Origin of the sequence: Micromonospora sp. WMMD980 (assembly GCF_029626035.1) — a bacterium.
GTDB lineage: Bacteria > Actinomycetota > Actinomycetes > Mycobacteriales > Micromonosporaceae > Micromonospora.
The window spans coordinates 5223881-5240952 of sequence record NZ_JARUBE010000003.1; the positions used below are offsets into that span (position 1 = coordinate 5223881).

The following is a 17072-nucleotide window of genomic DNA, read 5'->3' on the forward strand; positions in this document are numbered from 1 at the left end:
TGTCTGGCTATATGCGCAGGTAAAAGGCGCTTTTTGGGTGGGCCGCCGGGGGCTCGAACCCCGAACCTACTGATTAAAAGTCAGCAGCTCTACCGATTGAGCTAGCGGCCCCTCACGCCACAAGGCTACCTGAGGCTCTGCCAGGAAGGCGCACGGCTTATCCGGGGGACGTCGAGCAGGTCGGGGTGGCTGTACCACTGGCGCATCTGCTCGGCGGTGATCGGGATGTTCAAGGCCGGGCGAGGTGGCGGCGGACGGTTTCGTCGTCGGACACCTCGAGGTAGAGCACGGCGGTCGCCCGGGGTGGTTGTCGATGAGGTGGTGCAGGGCGTCGGCCCCTGGGTTATGCGGCGGCGCGCAGGATTTCGGTGACGACTTGGCCGGCGGCGTCTGGGCGGCCTTGCGCGGCTGCGGCGTGGGCCATGGCGGTGCGGTGTTCGGGGTTGGTTAGGAGGTGGGTGAGGGTGTGGGTGAGGTGTTCGGGGGTGGCTTGGTCGCCGTCGAGCATGACTGCGGCACCGGTGTTGGTGAGGTGTCGGGCGGTGATGCGTTGCTCGTCGCCTGCGGAGTGGGGGTAGGGGATGAGGATGCTGGGTTTGCCGAGGGCGGTGAGTTCGGCGACGGTGCCGGCGCCGCTGCGGGCGACGACGACGGTGGCGGCGGCGAGGAGGTCGGGCATGTCGTCGTGGATGAAGTCGATGACGCGGTAGCGGGATGCGAGTGGTGGAGGTAGGTCGCGGGCGGCCTGCTGCATCTCGGCGTGGTTGAGGCTGCCGCATTGGTGCACGATCTGGCAGTGGGCGAGGAGGTGCGGTAGCGCCTGGGCGACCAGTCTGTTGATCTGTTGGGCGCCGGAAGCGCCGCCGGTGACCAGGACGAGGGGTACGTCGGGGTTCAGGTCGTAGGCGGTGAGGGCCTTCGCGGGATTGCCGCGGAGGACGGCGGGCCGGATGGGGTTACCGGTGACGACGGCGCGTTGGCGGGCGCGGGGGGCCAGGTGGTCTAGGGATGCTTCGTGGCTGAGCAGGATGCGGGTGGCGACGCGGGCGAGGATGCGGTTGGCCAGGCCGAGGATGAGTGTTTGTTCGTGTAGTAGGTAGGGGACGCCGAAGAGCCTCGCGGCGAGGCCGATGGGGACGGAGACGTAGCCGCCGGTGCTGAGGATGACGGCGGGGCGGGTGCGGGCGACGGTGAGGGCGGCTTGCGCGATGCCGATGGGGATGCGGAAGGCGTCGACGATGTTGCGGCCGAGTTCGCGGGGGTTGGGTGAGCGTCGCAGTTTCCCGGTGGTGATCGCCTTGAACGGGATGTGGTGGCGTTGGGCGATGGTGGCTTCGAGACCGTCGGCGACGCCGACCCAGAGGAGTTCGGGGGTCGCGTGGGCTTCGGCGAGCCGTTCTTGGAGTGTGACGATGGCGGTCAGCGCCGGGTAGGTGTGTCCGCCGGTGCCGCCGCCGGTGACGAGCAGGCGTAGGCGGCGTAGGCGTTGGGCGCTGTAGAGGGCCATGCGGGTTACCACTCCGGGGGTTCGGTGCCGGACGCGATCGAGGCAGTTTAGCGGGTGGTATGCGCGTGTTGCGGGTGTCTCGTGGCTATCGGAGGTGGTAGTCGGCCGCCTGCTCGATCATGGCGGCGCAGGCGGTGAACTCGGCGGAGGATGCTCCCCAGGGGTCGGGTACTTCGGCGCCGGGTACGTCGCCGGCAGGACGCGTACCTCACTAGCACGCCGGTGACGGTGTACGCGCTGCTGCTCGGCAGCGACGCAGCCCGGAATCCAAAGGACTTGAAGATGGGCGTCCGGGGGCGACTCGCCGGCGGCGACATGTTGCGCAACCACCTGCACGTGCCGGACTCTCCGGGTGACGCGCTCTGTGACGTCGTGCACCTGATCAGGAAGAACTTGCGACTACCTGTACGGGAGGTAGGACCGTGCCGCAGCCGAACAATGCATTGCTCAATACCGGGATCGTCTGGACATCGGGTAGCGCCAACCTGGCGCTCGCGGCCGCGGACGGCACGACCCGCCACCAGCCGCTCGCGGTCGGGCAGCTCGTCGGCTGGCACCTGCACGGACCTCGCCGATGCATCGGCATCTGGAACCGCGAGACCCGCCGACAGCAGCTGTGCCCGCATCGTCACCACATCGAGTTGGATGCCGCCGGTAGCCAGTGCCCGCCGTGCCAGGCCGCGGACCCGGGCCGCCGGTTCGCCCGCGGAGATGAGCTCACCGACCCTCGCACGTTCGGGCTGTACCTCGCCTGGTTCGCACCCGGGCTGATCAAGGTGGGGCTCACTGCCCTGGAGCGCGGCAACGACCGGCTCACCGAACAGGCTGCCATCACCTTCGCCTGGCTCGCCGAGGGACCGCTACCAGCGGTGCGGCGCGCGGAACGGCTGATCAGTGGGCTCGGCGAGTGCAGAGAGTCGATCCGCCGAGACCGCAAGGTCAGCGCGTGGTGGCACCTCGGCGACCCAGAGCAGCGCGTGGAGCAGCTCCGCGACGCGTGGCACCGCGCCGTTTCGCACATCGGCGGAGATGCCCGGCTCACCATTCGGCAGCCGCGCATCCACGACCTCGCCGCGACCTACGGCCTGACCACGCCGCCACTTGCGTCCGCTCGGGAGATCGCGGCGCTGCGCGACGGCGTCACGCTTGTCGGTCGGATCAGCGTCGTGGCCGGCAGCGACCTGATCCTCGACACGATCACCGGGCCGGGCCTGCTGAACACGCGCACCCTCGCCGGCTGGATCCTCACCCGCGCGGACGTCCGCGGCGCCGCTGCGCCTCCGATGCGCCCCCTCAACCCGGCAGCAGCCCATGACCAGCAGCACGTCCCCGAAGCGCTCTTCTAGCCCTCACCTCCGGGCGGGCAGACTCGTCGTCCTGGAAGGCATGCCCGGCTCCGGGAAGACCACCACGGCGGACACTCTCGCCTACGGCCGCTGGTGTACGGCTGGGACGGCCACTGGAAGCAGGCGCCGGAGCGGCGGGCAGCGCCCGCACCGTGACCCGGGCCCGACGCCCAACCAGCCCAGCACACCCCGCCACGACGACCAGGAACACTCCGGCTGCAGCGAACGCACCCGCAGGGGCCGCGTCGATCGCGAAAGGCAGCACGAGCATCCCCGCGGTGCCCGCCGTACGGATCACGGTCTGGTCCACCGTCAGCAACCGCAGCCGCACTGCTAGCGCGATCCGGGACAGCCGGGTCCCCAGCGTCACCGCCATCTTCGGGAGCTGCTAAAACGTTAGATCAGGCGAGTGCGGCTGGAGGACCAGCGGCGGGGCGGCGCCCTGCTTTGTGTGCCAGTCAACCAGTCGTGCCGGTCTGGCAGCGGTAGGCCGCCCACTGCGACGTCCAAGCTGCGAGGTCGTGCATCCAAGCCGTGGTCGATCCCGCCGATTTCGACGCCCATTTCTGCGCGTTCTTCGTCGCGAAGTAGTCCAACGCGTCTGAATCGGTCAGCCTCCAGGAGGGGTGTCGCGCTAGCCACCGTTCAGCCTGGTGCGGCGTGTGCCCGGCGCTGATCAACCATTGGGTGAGCATGGCCAGCTCAACCCATGGTGCGGCCTTGGTCGCCATCGCCCAATCGACGATCTGCAGGCCGCGTGGGGCCACGATCAGGTTGGCCGGGCCGAGGTCGGTGTGAACGAGGGTGTGGCCGTGCATGGCTGGGTGTGCGAACCCGAGCCGTGCGGTCGGACTGAAAAGCGGCACATCGGGTGCTTGTGTCTTGCCGAGAATCGTCAGCGCGTCACTGAGAAGATCCAGATCGGCGCTTCCGGGCGACAGGTCGGCGTGTCGGCCGTCGCAGTGCTCGAAGCCCACCACCAACCAGCCAGCCGTCTCGAAGTGCCACTCGACGGCGGGTGAGTGAGACCAGCTGACGGCCTCACTCACCCGCAGTTCGAAGCGCAGTGAACGGACACCGAAGTCGGTGTGGGCGGCTTTGACGAACACCGTCCCGTTCGTTCCGGTGACGGTCGCGGCGATCTCCGCGTGGTCACCGGTCGTAGCGGGGGTGATGTGCGTGTCGCCGACCCGGTCGGCTATCCCTTTCGTGACGGCCTCGGGTAGCACACTCCAGTCACTGCGCATCGGTTAGTAGCCCTCTCAGATCCCCGGGTTCGGCGGGCAGCACGACTTCGCCTCGCCGTCCCAGAACTCCGGGTCGATGTGGTAGCCGGTCGCCGCCAGGGCTTGGCGGGTGTACGCGATGGAGGAGCCGTCCGCCATGCCCTCGGTCAGGATCGGCACGTGGTGTACGAAGTTACCCGCGATCTGCTGGCAGGCGGCGGCGTACGGCTCGGTGTGTTGCAACGACACGTGCCAGGCCGCGTCGACGGGCTCGGTCGGGACGACGCGGTACGACCGGCCGTCGGGCAGCAGCCGGCCGAAGTCCGGGTCGTGCTGCGAGTCGGCGTGCGCCCTCAGCATGAGCAGCATCTGCCCGATCGCCCGCCGGGCATAGGCATTGGTGACCTGTTGCACGGCGGCGAAGTGCACGGCGAGCTTGTCGAAGGTCTCCGGGTCGACGAGGGTCTGGGGGTCCTGGTCGGCCTGGACCGGCAGTGCGGTCGTGACGGTCACGACTCCTCCTTGGGTGTATGGATCGCCGGCGCCCGGTGCGCCGGAGAAGTCCCGAATCAACGGGCCGATGGGTGGCGGCCGGTGGAGCGAGGTGGCGGTGCGTCAGAGACGTAGTCCGCGTTCGGCTCGGTGCGTGCCGCCTGCAGCAGAGCGGCGGCCAGGGCGTCGACATCGGCGCCGGCCAGCCACTGCGTGAGCAAGTCTCGTGCTCTGGCGACCTGAACGGCGAAGGCGGCGGCGTCTACAACACCGGCGGGTGGGATTGCCTGCCGCAGCGGCGTCGAAGTGAGCGCGGCCTGGGTCAGCTTCCCGGCGATCCAAAAGCCGGTGAGTTCGCGGGCCACGAACGTCACGTGGACGCTGTCCTGCGTCTGGCCCCGAGCGTGCGGGTTGTGCATCCAGCCGCGCGGCAGCACCAAGACCTGACCGGGGCCGAGGTCGAACTCGAAGTCGGGACGCCTCGATTTCAAGCGGTCGATGACATCGCTGCCCGGTGAGGTGTTGGACGCGAAGTGCGTATCGTGAGGTTCCTCGACCTCGGGCTGCCAGATCTGCCAGGTCTTGTGACCGGCCATCTGGTAAATCAGGCCCAGGTTCTGGTCCCAGTGGTGATACAACCCCTGCCCCCCGCCGGGGGTAACGAAGCCGCTCGCGTAGCAGCCGTACCCCGTCTCGTCCTGGATCGCCCAGCAGATCGCATGCACCGCTGGACACCAGCGGTTCAGGTTGCGCAGCTGGACGGTGTAACCGCGGCCGCGCCACTTCGCGATCTTGTCCGGGTCGGCGTAGCCGTTCGTGGTGTACGCCCGGGTGTGCAGCGCCGCCCCGCCCTTGATCACGATGAGCTGTTCTGCTGGCGCCGTGCCGGTGTGGAGGTAGCCGTTGATCAGGTCTGCGTTGATGGTGCGAAGGACGCAGCTGTCGTCGGGCAACTGATGAAGCGCCGGCGTGGTCGGCCAGGTGGTCATCATCTCGCCAACCGTGACCTTGTCGAAGAACATCGTGAGGGACATTTCGCTCCTCCGGAACGAGCCGGTCGTCTGTCCGATGCACCCAGCGTCGTCGCCGGGCCGGCGGTTGAGAAGTGGACCAGTGTTGCGGCAACATCGGCGGCACTGGATCGGAGGCTCCCCTGCATGGAGGCAGACAGCGACGCCGTACGCCACGTATTCGGCGTGGTCCTGCACCACCTGCGCACGGAGGCGGGCATGAGTTTGCGGGCCCTCGCCGCGCGGGCCCGCTACGACTACAGCCGACTGTGCCGCGTCGAGCACGGCGAGCATCTGCCCGCCACCGAGTGGGTCGAAGGCATCGACACCGCACTGAATGCCGGCGGCCTGCTGATGCTGTTGCGCTCCCTGGCCCCGGCCGGCGCAGCGTCGGCGAGAAGACGCACGACCATTCCGCTGGCCGGCCTGCACCCCGATGACGGTCAAGGCGATAGCGTGACCTTGCAGTTGCGGACGCCGGACGGGAGGACGGTTTTGGTGAAGCTGTCTCGACGCCAGCTCGGCGAGCTCATGGCCAGCGGCCTGCTCCGCACAATCCTGCCAGCCGGCGTCACCGACCCCGATCAAGCCGACCGCGTCGCGAAGGTACTCGCCGGCGACAAGGCGGTGGATCCACAGGCGCTCGACTACTTCGGGCGGCTGCTGACCGAGCACTTCACCGCGGACAAGATGCTCGGTCCCCGCCAGTTGATCGGAACCACCGTTGCCCAGATCAGAGTCCTCGACCAGCTCCGACGTACCGCCCCACCCGGCAGCACCGCGCCCGTGCTGCGGCTGCTCGCACAGTACGGCGAGTTCGCCGGCTGGCTGCACCAAGACCTCGGCGACACCACCGCAGCCCGATACTGGTCCGACCGCGCCGGACAGTGGGCCCAGGCCACCGGCGACTACGCCACGGTGGCATACCTAATGATCCGCAAAGCGAACATCGCGCTGCTCGACAACGATGCCCGCGACGTCATTGAACTCGCTGCCGCCGCAGGCAAGGTACCCGGCGCGACGAGCCCTCGCCTGCAGGCGCTGGCTACGCAGCAGGAAGCCCGCGGTTGGGCCCTCTACGGCGACGCCACCCGATTCCAGCGGAAACTCGAACACGCGCGCACGCTACTGCGCGACTACCCCACCGAAGTCGAGCCCGACGCGCCGGTCTACCTGCACCAATACAGCCTGGGCGAGCTGGATGAACAATCCGCTGTCGGCTACCGGGCCTGCGGGCAGGCAGCCACGGCCGTCCGCATCCTCGAAGCCAAGATCAAGGCAACAGGCGAGCACCTCCGTCGGGATCGAGGCCACCTGCTGGCCAAACTCGCCAACACCGTCCTGGCAACGACAGACCCAGAACCCGAGCGGGCCATCGCACTCGGAATGCGCAGCGCCTCAGCAGCACAGCTCACAGGCTCCGCCCGCATCTGTGAGGAACTTCGCGCACTCGACAGCGCCCTAACAGCGCGTTTCCCGACCACACCAGGGTGCCGCGAGCTACACGAGGTGATCGCCACGCTCGGTCGCAACGTCGAGGGGCAGCGGTGACCAGCCGCCAGCGGCAGGGGTGAGTCCCGCATGACCAGGTCGCCGAGATGGAGCAGCTCTACGCGGAGCTTTCGCAGTCCCAGTGCAATGGCCCGGCACCCGCACCGCAGCGGCGGGCAGCGCCCGCACCGTCACCCGGGCCCGACGCCCAACCAGCCCAGCACACCCCGCCATGACGACCAGGAACACTCCGGCCCCAGCGAACGCACCCGCCGGGGCCGCGTCGATCGCGAAAGGCAGCACGAGCATCCCCGCGGTGCCCGCCGTACGGATCAAGGTCTGGTCCACCGTCAGCAACCGCAGCCGCACCGCTGGTGTGAACCGGGACAGCCGGGTCCGCAACGTCACCGCGGCGAACGGCGACGCCAGCCCAGACAGCACCCCACATGCCATGACCAGCGGCAGCGACCGAGCAACGCTGATCCCGACCAGCGCCACTCCGGTCACCGCCCAAGCCCCGCAGTAAACCCGAAGCCACCGCCGCGCGCGCAGATTCCCCACTACGACGTTGCCGGCCAGAGCGCCCGCACCAATCGCTGCCAGGACCAACCCGTAACCGCCGGCCCCCTGTCCCAGCCGAGCCACCAGGACCGCCGGGATCCCGAGCGCCGTCACCGCCGCCACGAAAAACCCGGCGCCGTGCAGGGCAATAGCCACCGCGACACCCGGATACGCGCGCAGCACCGGCCACGCCGCCGGAGCCTCCGCCCGTGCCCGCCCGGCCCCCGACGGACCGACGACCGCACGCGTCGAGGTCGCGCGGCGCGTGTGCGCCCCGAGCCAGCACAGCGCCAACGCCGACACGGCGAAGGTGACCCCATCGAGCACGAACAGCTGCGGCTCAGAGACGACCAGGAGGATCAGACCCACACAACCCGGCCCGACGATCGCCGCGAGCCGCGTGGTCAAATCAACGAGCGCAGTGACCTGCCGGACCTGCCCCTCCCCAACGATCTCCGGCGTCAACGCCCCGAGCGCCGGGTCGAACAGGGCACCCAGCGCGCCGAGAACCGCGACCAGGGCGAGCAGCACGACCATCCCGCCACGGTCTGATGTCGAGAGCAGCGGGATCGCGCAGGTAACCAGCGCCCGGCCAGCATCCAAGACCGCCAGGCGCCCGAACGAGGCACACCGGGCCACCAACCGCCGACCCACCGTGCCGAGCACGATGTAGGGCACCGACTCAACCACCGCAACCAGGCCCATCAGCGAAGCCGAACCGGTCGCCGCATAGACCACCCACATCACGGCAAGCCCGTACAACCGATTACCCAGCGCGCTCAGCGCACCCGAACTCCACAGGACCAGAACACGCCGATCCCCGAGCAGTCGCAGATAGCCCACCGCTCCACCCCCGAAAGATCAGGAATCGGTCCATCGACCAGAAGCCCGCAGCCCAGACCCAAGAGCCGACCGGAGGCCACCGCGGCACCCTAAACCTGGTCAGCACCGCCTGCGGGGACACCACGCCCTCCGACCGGTGGCGCCCACGAGGTTGGCACAAATGACGACACAGATCCGCACCTGCGACCACCATCATGCTGGGCCCCCGCCCTACCCTGATTAGGGGCGCCGTCAACCCGCTCGGGACTGCCGCCCGGGAGCCCGGGGTGTCCTGCACGATCGATCGCTATGGGAGTGTGATGGGTATGGCGGGAGGCCAAAGGGTGGCTCATCACAGCGCGGAGGGGCACGCCGGGGCGGTTGCGGAACCGGCGAGGCGGTCAGATTCCCTCGGTCTTGAGCCGGCCGCTGGCGTACGGCTGGGACGGCCGCTGGAAGCAGGCGCCCGACACCCGTGACTCCACAGTGCGGACATGACGGAAGCCTTGCCGCCGGTAGTAATCGTGCAACCGGTGGTTCGTCGTCCACGAGTCCAGCCGCAGCCATGTCAGGCCGGCCTCGTAGGCCCGGCCGCCGGCCCAGTCCAGCATCTCGCCGCCCAGGTTCTCGCCGGCGTAGCGCAGCGGGATCATCATTTTCGCTGCGTACAGGGCGTCGGCTGGATCGTCCTCTGGGTACCACAGGGCCTCGGGGTCGCGGTCGGGCTTCCACAGGTTGTCGACGTCCACGTACGCGGTCAGGGTGATCGTGGCGATTGGGTCATCGTTCTCCCAGACCATCCACGTCTGTCCGGCCGAGACTGTCGATGCCACGGCGGAGCGCGGCAGCGGGATTGACCACTGCTCCTCGCCCCTGGCGGCGAGCCAGGCGACGCGCTCGCGCCGCCAGCTCATGATGATGTCGACGTCGCTCAGCCGGGCGGGCGTGATGATCATTGTGTGGATTCCTCCGGCCGGAACGAGGCGATGACGCTGGCGTCGCCGTGGGTGCTGACGATCCGGTTCCGGTCACCGGCGAACACATTGATGGACACCCGGACCGGCCGCTTCACGGTGTAGCCGGTGCGGATGTGCAGCAGGACCGTCGTGCCGGGCTGCAACCCGAGCAGCGTCGCTTCCTCGGGCGTCGGCATGCGCGAGACGTACTCGTCGTAGTAGCCGGTCTGCGAGTAGCCGCGCTCGGCGAGCAGGCGGGTGGTCCCCTGTGGGATGTCCTTTGGTGAGAGCAGCTCCTGCACCTCGTTGGCCAGGTCCATCGGGTAGTAGGTGTCCTGCACCGAGGACGGCTCGCCGTTGACGTAGCGGACGCATCGGCGCAGCACTGCCGACGACTCGGGCGCGACGTGTAGGCGTTCGGCCAGCTCCGCTGGAAGCACCTCGATCGTGAGCCGGAAGTCCTGCGAGGCCTTGTAGCCCTGGTGTTCGACCTCGGAGCGCCAGGCGTCGGTCTCGGCAGTTGGACCGGGCATCTCCGCGCGGTGGGCGTGGAAGGTCAGGGTGACCTTCTTGCGCACCACCATGCCGCCGCTGCGACCCGGCACGGACTCGACCAGGCCCTCGTTGACGAGCAGCGCGGTGGCGTCACGGACGGTGTTGCGCGACACACCGTACTGCTCCTGGAGCTGCGGCTCGGTCGGAAGCCGGTCCCCCACACGAAGAGCGCCCGAGACGATCTGCTCCCGGAGTTCGGCGGCGATTTGGCGGTACTTCGGCTGCTGGGCCACGCCCACACCTTCCCTCATGTCGTCCCAACCAATTTAACGGGATGGGCTTGACTGTGTCGCACTCCACTGCAATGGTTGGTATGAATCCAACGTTACCGAGCGTCGGGCATTGACCACCAGGGGGCGCCGATGAGTGTTGAGGCAGGCGAGGCGGCGCGGGAGATGGAGCGCGTCAACCGCGCCTTGGACGCCGCCCGCATCCACCTAGCCGCTCTAGACCGAGCTGCCGATCTACATGAGTTGCGCGAGAAACAGACCAACTCGCCCCTGCTCACTCTCATCGAGCACGCCGGGAATTCAGCTGCCCGGGTGACGCAGTTCCTGCGGGAGCAGTCAGGCACATGAGCTGGGTGCAGGGCTCGCCTAGGCCCCCAGCCCGGGCGGTTCCTGCACCCATCGGACCCAGGAGCGCGGTGGGCGTCGGGGAAGGATCCGGCCGCGCTACCTGCACACGAATGTGGTGGCTGTCCGCACTACTTCCAACCCGTCGGTGGGATCACACCACCGGGCGGGTCGCCCCCTCACATCCTCGATCAGTTGGAGGCATCCCTCATGCTGTCCGCGATTCCCCGCTTCCGCGCAAGGGCGTCCTTACGGCGTCGTCGTGCACGGCCGTGGCTGAGAACTCGGCGTCGGTCTCGTGGGTTTGGCGCTGCCGTCACGGTCGCGGGAGACGTGACGTCGGCCGGGCTCGGTCTGGGCGTCGCGGTGCGCCTGCAGTGGCCCGACGGACGGCACGACCTGTTCGGCCACACCCACGACGTCGAGGCCGCCATAAGAGCTCTGGAGGGTCAGCGCCGCTACTGGCGGCGCGGCCCGGTCAGGCCGACGGCGCTGTACCTGGTGGCGGTGTCGGAGCAGGCGGTCAAGGATCACCCGACGTCCGGCTGCCGCTCCGCGTCGTGCCCCGGCTATCCGATCGGGGAAATCCGGTGAGGTCGGCGTACGCGCCGGTGGCGTTGCAGCGTGGTACGGCGACCCCGATGGGGTTGCGGGTGGTGGGCGCCGCGGCGTCGGCGCCGTTGGTGGTGCTCGTCGGCGGCATCGTGACCACGTTCGCGGCCACGGGTGTGGTGGCCTTGCCGCTGGTGTTCGTGGCGGTGACCGTCGTCGTCGGCTTGCTCGCGGTGGGGTACGCGGCGATGGCCGTGCGGGTGGGGCATCCGGCTGCGTACTACGGGATCCTCGCGGCAGGGTTGGGCCGGCGGTGGGGTGTGGCAGGCGGCCTAGTCGCTCTGTTGGCGTACAACGGGATCCAGATCAGCTTGTACGGCCTGCTCGGGTCGGTGGCCGCCGCCACCGTGGGCGGGGTGTGGTGGGTGTGGGCGCTGGCCGCGCTGGTCGTGGTGGGGTGGCTCGGGGTCCACACGATCGTGACGTCTACCCGGGTGGTGGCGGCGGTGCTGCTGCTGTCGCTGCTGGTGGTGGTTGCGTTCGTGGTGGCGGGCCTCGGTGCGCCGGCGTCGGGCGGCGGGTCGCCGTGGGCGGGGTTCTCGGTGTCGCAGCTGACGGTGGGTGGTGTCGGCGGTGCGTGCGCGTTGTGTGTGGCGGCGCTGATGGGTGTAGATGTTCCGGGGTCGCTGGGTGAGGAGGCCACCGATCGCGGCGCGATCTACCGGGCAACGGTCGGTGGGGTGTTCCTGCTGGGCGGGGTGTACGTGGTGGTGTCGTGGGCGATGGGCGTGGCTGTCGGCCCCCAGGTGGTCGCCGCGGTCGCGGCGGACCCCGACGGTGGTCTGCCGTTCTCGGTGCTCGGCCGCCTCGGCGGGTGGTGCGTGTTGCTGGCGGAGGTGCTGCTGATCGCGGCGATCGTCACCTCGATGCTGGTGTTCCACCACACGGTCGCGAGGTATGCGTTCGCGATGGGCCGCGAGCAGGTGCTGCCCGCATGGTTGGCGCAGTCCTCGACCGGCCGGCAGGTAGCAGCGCCGCGGGAGGCGTCACTGGCCCAGTCGACCCTCGCCGCTGTGGTGGTCGCCAGCTTCGCCCTCGCGGGGCTGGACCCGGTGCGGGTGATGTTCTCGTGGTTGTCGGCGTTGGGCGCGATGGGGCTGCTGTGCCTGCTGCTGGCCGCGTCGATGGCCGCACTGAAGGCCCCGGCCCGGGTGCGTGGCGAGGGCTGGAGTTGGTGGCGGTGGCGGATCGCGCCGACACTCGGCGTGCTCGGCGGCCTGGTGGTGCTGGCGGTCATGGTCGTCAACGCGGACTCCCTGTTGGGCGCCGCCCCCGGGTCGCTGTATCCGCTGCTGCTGCCGGCGTCCCTGGCGGTCACCGCTGCGGTGGGCGCGGCGTGGGGCGCCCGGTTGCAGCGGTCGAGGCCGGAGATCTCGGCCGGGATCGGCCAGGGCCAGCCCCGCCGCAACCAGGTGCCGGACAACATCTCCGAGTCGATCTGAGGCCCCGGCGATGCGACCGAACCCCGACACCGTGCACGCCTACGATCGTCAGGGCGGCCACTACGGCGAGCCCGTCCGAGACGCACCGTCCTACGGGCCGCCGCCGCAGCGGCAGCACCCGGTGCACCGACACCCCGCCGCGCCGTACGCGGCCCCGCAATCCCCGGCGCGTCACCATCCCACGCCGGCTGACCCATCACCGGCGGGCCCGCCGCCGGTGGGCGCAGGCGGGCCGCCCGATGCCGGATGGCCGGGGCACTACGGTCAACCGCCTGCGGCTCATCTGACAGCGCCACCGTTGCCACCGGCCCAGGAACGCGCCCCGGTGTTCGAGCCGCATGAAGCAAACGGTCCGGTCGTGGCGGACGACCAGCAGTCCGCCAAGCCGCGCTTCGGATACGAGACGGTGGACGCGAGGACGCTGGCGTCACTGCGGTGGCAGGTCGGATCTCGGCTCAAGATCGCCAACACCAAGCACCTCTCGTCCGCGAGTCGGCGCTTCGGCACCCGGGCGGCGCTGGGCCCGCACGCGGTCCTGCTCCTCTTCGTCGCTGACGCGCCCCACGAGCCGGGCGGCCTGCGGCTGCATACGGCGAGTCGCCTGTTCCCGGCCGGTCCGGACGCCGGGCATCTGCCGACCGTGCTCGACGACCTGATCATCGCCGCCCAGGGGCACATCGCCAACGCCGGACCGCAGTGGCACCCGCTGGACGGGGTCCGCTCACTGGTCAACGGGGAGCAGGTGCACCTGCCGGTCGGGGCGCGGTATCTGGGTGTGGGTGTGAGCACGCTCGACACCGACCAGGGCCGCTGGTCCGACATCGCCGCGTCCCTGCACGAGACCCTAGCTGCGGGCATCTTCGGGGCGTCGCAGCAGATCTCTGGCCGCTGTTACGCCCGGCTGGTGGACCACACCGCGATGCAGGTCGACCGCGACGCGTATCCCGCGCTCGGGGACAACGGCATCCGCTGCACCCAACCGGTCGACATCGATCACTACGACTCCTACCGGCGGTACGCGGACCTGACCAGCCGCGGGGATCACGACCACCAGCAGATGTGGCAGCGACTCACCGCCCTGCACGATCTGCTGACCGCTCACCTGAACCCCGGACGTGACGTGTGACGGCGGCCGAGGTGATGGACCTAGCCGCCGCCGCCGACCTCAGCCAGGACCACATCGATGTCACAGCCGTCCTCGATCAGCTCGTAAGCGGTGCGGACGCGTCGGCGGCGACCACGATCGGCTACCCGGGCGCCGTCGACGTGAATTACGACGCGGTGTTGAGCCGGCTTGGGAGCCGGCTCTGGAACAACATCGGGGATCCGAGTGATGCCGGCGGCATCGCCCACACCCGGGTTCTGGAGCGGGCCGTGGTCGCCTGGATGGCGGACCTGTTCGCCATGCCACCCGGCGACCGGTGGGGGTACGTGACCACCGGCGGCACCGAAGGTAACCTCGCCGCGCTCTACGCCGCCGGACGCCGCTACGCCACCGCCCGCATCTTCTATTCCAGGGCCGCGCACTACTCGATCCCCAAGCTCGTGCGCGTCCTCGGCGCTCACGGCGTGCCGGTGGCGGCCGACGAGCGCGGGGAAATGGACTACCACGACCTGGCCACGCAGCTGCACCGCCGTAAGCGCTACCCCGCGATCGTGGTCGCCACCGCCGGCACGACGCTGACCGAGGCCGTCGACGACACCGCCCGGATACGGGATCTCCTGGCGGCGCACCCGGGCGGGGGGCACCTGCACGTCGACGCCGCCCTGTCCGGCATTCCGCTGGGGTTGGACGGGCGGTTGCGTCTTGATGATGCCGCCGGCATCGGCAGCATCGCCGTCTCGGGTCACAAGGTCTTCGGCACGCCGGTGCCGTGCGGGGTGGTCCTGGTCGGGGACACCGTCCGCGCCCCCGGCCAGCCGGTCGCCTACACCGGCACGTCCGACACGACGATCAGCGGCTCCCGGTGCGGGCTGGCCGCGGCGCTGCTGTGGCATGCCATCGCGGTGCAGGGACGGGAGGGGCACCGCTGGCGGGTCGTGCACGCCCGCGAGCTGGCTACCTACGCCGTCGCGCGGATCACTGCGATCGGCTGGCATGCGTGGCGGCACGACCACGCGATGACCGTGGTCCTCGACACCCCGCCCGCCGAGGTGCGGACGCGGTGGGTGTTGGCCACGGAGGGTCCCGTGAGTCACCTGATCTGCATGCCCGGCATCACCCGCACGCAGATCGATGCGTTCGTCGCCGATCTGGCCGCCGCCATACCTCGCCCGACCGCACCGCGGCCCCGCACACCCGCCGACAGCATCGGCCTGATCACCACCACCCACTGATGAAGGAGAGGCCACCATGGCGACCGGCTTCATGACCCACACGTTGTTCTTCTGGCACGACACCGGCACCGCCGCTCTCATGCTGCCGGCCGACCCGATGGCGGGCATCCAGCCCGACGCGCACGTCGAGAGCGGCCACACCAAACGGCGAGGCTACGAACTGCTCGACGTCACCGGTCTGCTGGACACGATGCACAGGGTGCCCGCTCGCCCCGCCAGGATCGGCGAGCTGCTGCGCGTGCACACCGACGCGTACGTGCAGCGGGTCGCGGACGCGAGCGCCCGACCGCGGGGAGGCGACGCCGGGGACGGTTTCACCCCGCTGGGCCACGGCAGCGCCGAGATCGCCCGCCTCGCCGCCGGCGGGGTCCTGGAACTCGTCAGCGCCGTCGCGTCCGGCAACCTCACCAACGGCTACGCCCTGGTGAGACCCCCCGGCCATCACGCCACCGCCGACACGGGCATGGGCTTCTGCGTGTTCAACAACGGGGCGCTCGCCGCCCGACACGCCCAGATCCAGCTCGGACTGCGCCGGGTCGCGATCGTCGACCTGGACACACACCACGGCAACGGCGGGCAGTCCATCTTCTGGACCGATCCAAACGTCCTGCACGTCAGCATCCACGAGGCCGGGTCCTTCCCACCCGACTCCGGATGGATCGAAGAGACCGGCGCCGACGCCGGCGAGGGATACACCATCAACGTTCCGCTACCCCTGGGCAGCGGCCACGCCGCCTGGATCTACGCCATGCGCCAGGTCGTGCTCCCCGCACTGCACCGCTTCCAACCCGAACTGATCATCGTCCCGATCGGGTACGACGGCGGCTGCTTCGAACCGCTGGCCCGCCAAGCCCTGGTCGTGGACTCGTACCGGCAGATGGCCTCGCTGCTGACCCGCGCGGCCGACCGGCTGTGCGACGGCCGGCTGGTCGCGATCAGCGAGGGCGGCTACAGCTCCGGCATGGCCCCCTGGTGCGGGGTCGGCTTCGTCGAGGGACTGACCGGACGCAACGGCAACCTCAGCGATCCCTACGCCGGTATCACCGCCGGATACGCCGCCGCGCCGATGCTGCCGCACCAGCAAGACGTGATCGAGCGAGCCGCCCGCCTGGTACCCCGCATCCCCGCGACCGTCTCGGCCGGCTGACCGACGCGCATGATCCCGCACTCGTCCATCGCTGCCGTGACCGCTGCGACCCTGATCGGCGCCGTTGCCGCGGTGAGTAGCCTGCCGCCGCCACCCGCGCTGCCGGCCGCCGTGTACGTCGGCGCCGCAGACGACTGCGCAGTGCCTTCGCCGTCACCGCACCGCCGTGCCGCACCCGGGTCCGCGGGGGTGCGGCTGCGTCCCGGCGGCCCGGCGCGCACCGTGCTGCTGAACCTGGCCGGGCGTATTGCCGCCGAGGCATGCGACGCGACGACCGGCAAGTTCGCCGTGGTGCGCCATCACCTGTGGCGCTACGACGCGGGCGGCGTGCAGGAGAGCGATGTGGTGCGCTGGTACGCCGCCGACGAATCCGGCGCGGAGCTGGCAGTGCGACACCCCCGTCAGCAGGTGGCACCCGACTGGTGGGGCCCGGGAGGCAGCCGGGCGCCGCGACTGGCGGACTCCTACGCCAGCGGTGAGTCGCTGATTAGCGGGGCGCAGTTCGACGGGTGGCGGGTCGACCCGCCGGCGCTGGTGGACGTCCTGGCGAGGCTGGCGATGTGGCACAGCCCCGGCCGGGCGCAGCGGCAACTCGCGGCGCAGGTTCTGGCCGACGCCGCTGGCCTCACCGCGCACCCCGCGACGACGGACCGCGCCGGCCGGGTCGGCGTCGGCATCGCCGCGTTCAGCGAGCGCGGCCGTACCCGACACCTGCTCATCCTGGACGCCCACAGCGGGCAGGTCCTCGCCTACGAAGCCGCGACGCTCACCGCGTCCGGGTGGCGTTCCCAGGTGTACCTACTTCTCCTCACCCGCACCCACGCCCCACGACGCTGGTGGGAGCCGCCGACCGGACGCGAGCCCGTCGCCGCCCTGTCGGCATACCTGGAGCCCCACCGCAGCGCCGCTTGGTTCATCCACTCAGACCAGCCCTGCAACACCGACCGCGACCGCGCCTGAACGCTGGAGGGAAGACGATGGCAATCACACACG

16 protein-coding genes and 1 tRNA gene are annotated in these 17072 nt (G+C 70.0%); 9 read left to right on the forward strand and 8 right to left on the reverse strand.

The window, feature by feature from the left end:
- Nucleotides 1–38 precede the first annotated feature (38 nt).
- Nucleotides 39–111 (reverse strand) — tRNA-Lys (locus O7618_RS24570).
- A gap of 232 nt (nucleotides 112–343) precedes the next feature.
- Nucleotides 344–1507 (reverse strand): undecaprenyldiphospho-muramoylpentapeptide beta-N-acetylglucosaminyltransferase, encoded by a 1164-nt coding sequence (gene murG, locus O7618_RS24575; RefSeq protein WP_278108484.1) that lies wholly within the window; start codon nucleotides 1505–1507, stop codon nucleotides 344–346.
- 422 nt (nucleotides 1508–1929) lie between these two features.
- On the opposite strand from murG, the gene O7618_RS24580 reads away from it, so the two are divergent.
- Complete coding sequence (locus tag O7618_RS24580; protein WP_278108485.1) at nucleotides 1930–2853, forward strand: DUF2797 domain-containing protein; 924 nt, start codon at nucleotides 1930–1932, stop codon at nucleotides 2851–2853.
- Nucleotides 2854–3311: 458 nt separating this feature from the next.
- Here O7618_RS24580 and O7618_RS24585 read toward each other — a convergent pair whose 3' ends face one another.
- Genes O7618_RS24585 through O7618_RS24595 form a run of 3 tightly spaced genes read right to left on the reverse strand, consistent with a single transcriptional unit; the run spans nucleotide 3312 to nucleotide 5605 of the window.
- Nucleotides 3312–4100 (reverse strand): phosphotransferase, encoded by a 789-nt coding sequence (locus O7618_RS24585; protein ID WP_278108486.1) that lies wholly within the window; start codon nucleotides 4098–4100, stop codon nucleotides 3312–3314.
- A gap of 15 nt (nucleotides 4101–4115) precedes the next feature.
- Nucleotides 4116–4592: a hypothetical protein gene (locus O7618_RS24590; protein ID WP_278108487.1), complete on the reverse strand. Its 477-nt coding sequence runs from the start codon at nucleotides 4590–4592 to the stop codon at nucleotides 4116–4118.
- 56 nt (nucleotides 4593–4648) lie between these two features.
- Nucleotides 4649–5605: a cupin domain-containing protein gene (locus O7618_RS24595; RefSeq protein ID WP_278108488.1), complete on the reverse strand. Its 957-nt coding sequence runs from the start codon at nucleotides 5603–5605 to the stop codon at nucleotides 4649–4651.
- Nucleotides 5606–5728: 123 nt separating this feature from the next.
- Between O7618_RS24595 and O7618_RS24600 the strand changes: the two genes are divergently transcribed.
- The gene (locus tag O7618_RS24600) at nucleotides 5729–7132 is read left to right on the forward strand and encodes a helix-turn-helix transcriptional regulator (protein WP_278108489.1); all 1404 of its coding nucleotides are present in this window, start codon (nucleotides 5729–5731) and stop codon (nucleotides 7130–7132) included.
- On the opposite strand, the gene O7618_RS24605 is transcribed toward O7618_RS24600, so the two are convergent.
- The 3 genes from O7618_RS24605 to O7618_RS24615 all read right to left on the reverse strand — a co-directional run bounded on the left by O7618_RS24605 (nucleotide 7082) and on the right by O7618_RS24615 (nucleotide 10199).
- The gene (locus O7618_RS24605; protein WP_278108490.1) at nucleotides 7082–8476 is read right to left on the reverse strand and encodes an MFS transporter; all 1395 of its coding nucleotides are present in this window, start codon (nucleotides 8474–8476) and stop codon (nucleotides 7082–7084) included. The genes O7618_RS24600 and O7618_RS24605 overlap by 51 nt on opposite strands.
- 380 nt (nucleotides 8477–8856) lie before the next feature.
- On the reverse strand, nucleotides 8857–9411 hold the full coding sequence (locus O7618_RS24610; RefSeq protein ID WP_278108491.1) for a GCN5 family acetyltransferase: 555 nt from the start codon (nucleotides 9409–9411) through the stop codon (nucleotides 8857–8859).
- On the reverse strand, nucleotides 9408–10199 hold the full coding sequence (locus O7618_RS24615; RefSeq protein ID WP_278108492.1) for a GntR family transcriptional regulator: 792 nt from the start codon (nucleotides 10197–10199) through the stop codon (nucleotides 9408–9410). Before O7618_RS24615 ends, O7618_RS24610 begins: the two co-directional genes overlap by 4 nt.
- 129 nt (nucleotides 10200–10328) lie before the next feature.
- Here O7618_RS24615 and O7618_RS24620 point away from each other — a divergent pair, with 129 nt between their 5' ends.
- From O7618_RS24620 to O7618_RS24650, 7 genes are all read left to right on the forward strand, one after another.
- Nucleotides 10329–10544, forward strand: coding sequence for a hypothetical protein (locus O7618_RS24620; RefSeq protein WP_278108493.1), 216 nt, complete (start codon nucleotides 10329–10331; stop codon nucleotides 10542–10544).
- A 330-nt stretch (nucleotides 10545–10874) separates the two neighbouring features.
- Nucleotides 10875–11135: a hypothetical protein gene (locus O7618_RS24625; RefSeq protein WP_278108494.1), complete on the forward strand. Its 261-nt coding sequence runs from the start codon at nucleotides 10875–10877 to the stop codon at nucleotides 11133–11135.
- A 47-nt stretch (nucleotides 11136–11182) separates the two neighbouring features.
- Complete coding sequence (locus O7618_RS24630; RefSeq protein ID WP_278110138.1) at nucleotides 11183–12595, forward strand: APC family permease; 1413 nt, start codon at nucleotides 11183–11185, stop codon at nucleotides 12593–12595.
- A 358-nt stretch (nucleotides 12596–12953) separates the two neighbouring features.
- A complete protein-coding gene (locus O7618_RS24635; RefSeq protein WP_278108496.1) occupies nucleotides 12954–13721 on the forward strand; it encodes a hypothetical protein in 768 nt (255 codons plus the stop codon).
- Between the two features lie 14 nt (nucleotides 13722–13735).
- On the forward strand, nucleotides 13736–14932 hold the full coding sequence (locus O7618_RS24640; RefSeq protein WP_278110139.1) for a histidine decarboxylase: 1197 nt from the start codon (nucleotides 13736–13738) through the stop codon (nucleotides 14930–14932).
- A gap of 16 nt (nucleotides 14933–14948) precedes the next feature.
- Nucleotides 14949–16079: a class II histone deacetylase gene (locus tag O7618_RS24645; RefSeq protein WP_278108497.1), complete on the forward strand. Its 1131-nt coding sequence runs from the start codon at nucleotides 14949–14951 to the stop codon at nucleotides 16077–16079.
- A 36-nt stretch (nucleotides 16080–16115) separates the two neighbouring features.
- A complete protein-coding gene (locus tag O7618_RS24650) occupies nucleotides 16116–17039 on the forward strand; it encodes a hypothetical protein (RefSeq protein WP_278108498.1) in 924 nt (307 codons plus the stop codon).
- Nucleotides 17040–17072 lie beyond the last annotated feature (33 nt).

What these genes read in the sequence shown, in the direction of transcription:
- O7618_RS24600 (WP_278108489.1), top strand. Translation starts at nt 5,729, where the DNA reads ATGGAGGCAGACAGCGACGCCGTACGCCACGTATTCGGCGTGGTCCTG.
- murG (WP_278108484.1), bottom strand. Translation starts at nt 1,507, where the DNA reads ATGGCCCTCTACAGCGCCCAACGCCTACGCCGCCTACGCCTGCTCGTC.
- O7618_RS24630 (WP_278110138.1), top strand. Translation starts at nt 11,183, where the DNA reads ATGGGGTTGCGGGTGGTGGGCGCCGCGGCGTCGGCGCCGTTGGTGGTG.
- O7618_RS24640 (WP_278110139.1), top strand. Translation starts at nt 13,736, where the DNA reads ATGGACCTAGCCGCCGCCGCCGACCTCAGCCAGGACCACATCGATGTC.
- O7618_RS24610 (WP_278108491.1), bottom strand. Translation starts at nt 9,411, where the DNA reads ATGATCATCACGCCCGCCCGGCTGAGCGACGTCGACATCATCATGAGC.
- O7618_RS24595 (WP_278108488.1), bottom strand. Translation starts at nt 5,605, where the DNA reads ATGTCCCTCACGATGTTCTTCGACAAGGTCACGGTTGGCGAGATGATG.
- O7618_RS24645 (WP_278108497.1), top strand. Translation starts at nt 14,949, where the DNA reads ATGGCGACCGGCTTCATGACCCACACGTTGTTCTTCTGGCACGACACC.
- O7618_RS24585 (WP_278108486.1), bottom strand. Translation starts at nt 4,100, where the DNA reads ATGCGCAGTGACTGGAGTGTGCTACCCGAGGCCGTCACGAAAGGGATA.
- O7618_RS24620 (WP_278108493.1), top strand. Translation starts at nt 10,329, where the DNA reads ATGAGTGTTGAGGCAGGCGAGGCGGCGCGGGAGATGGAGCGCGTCAAC.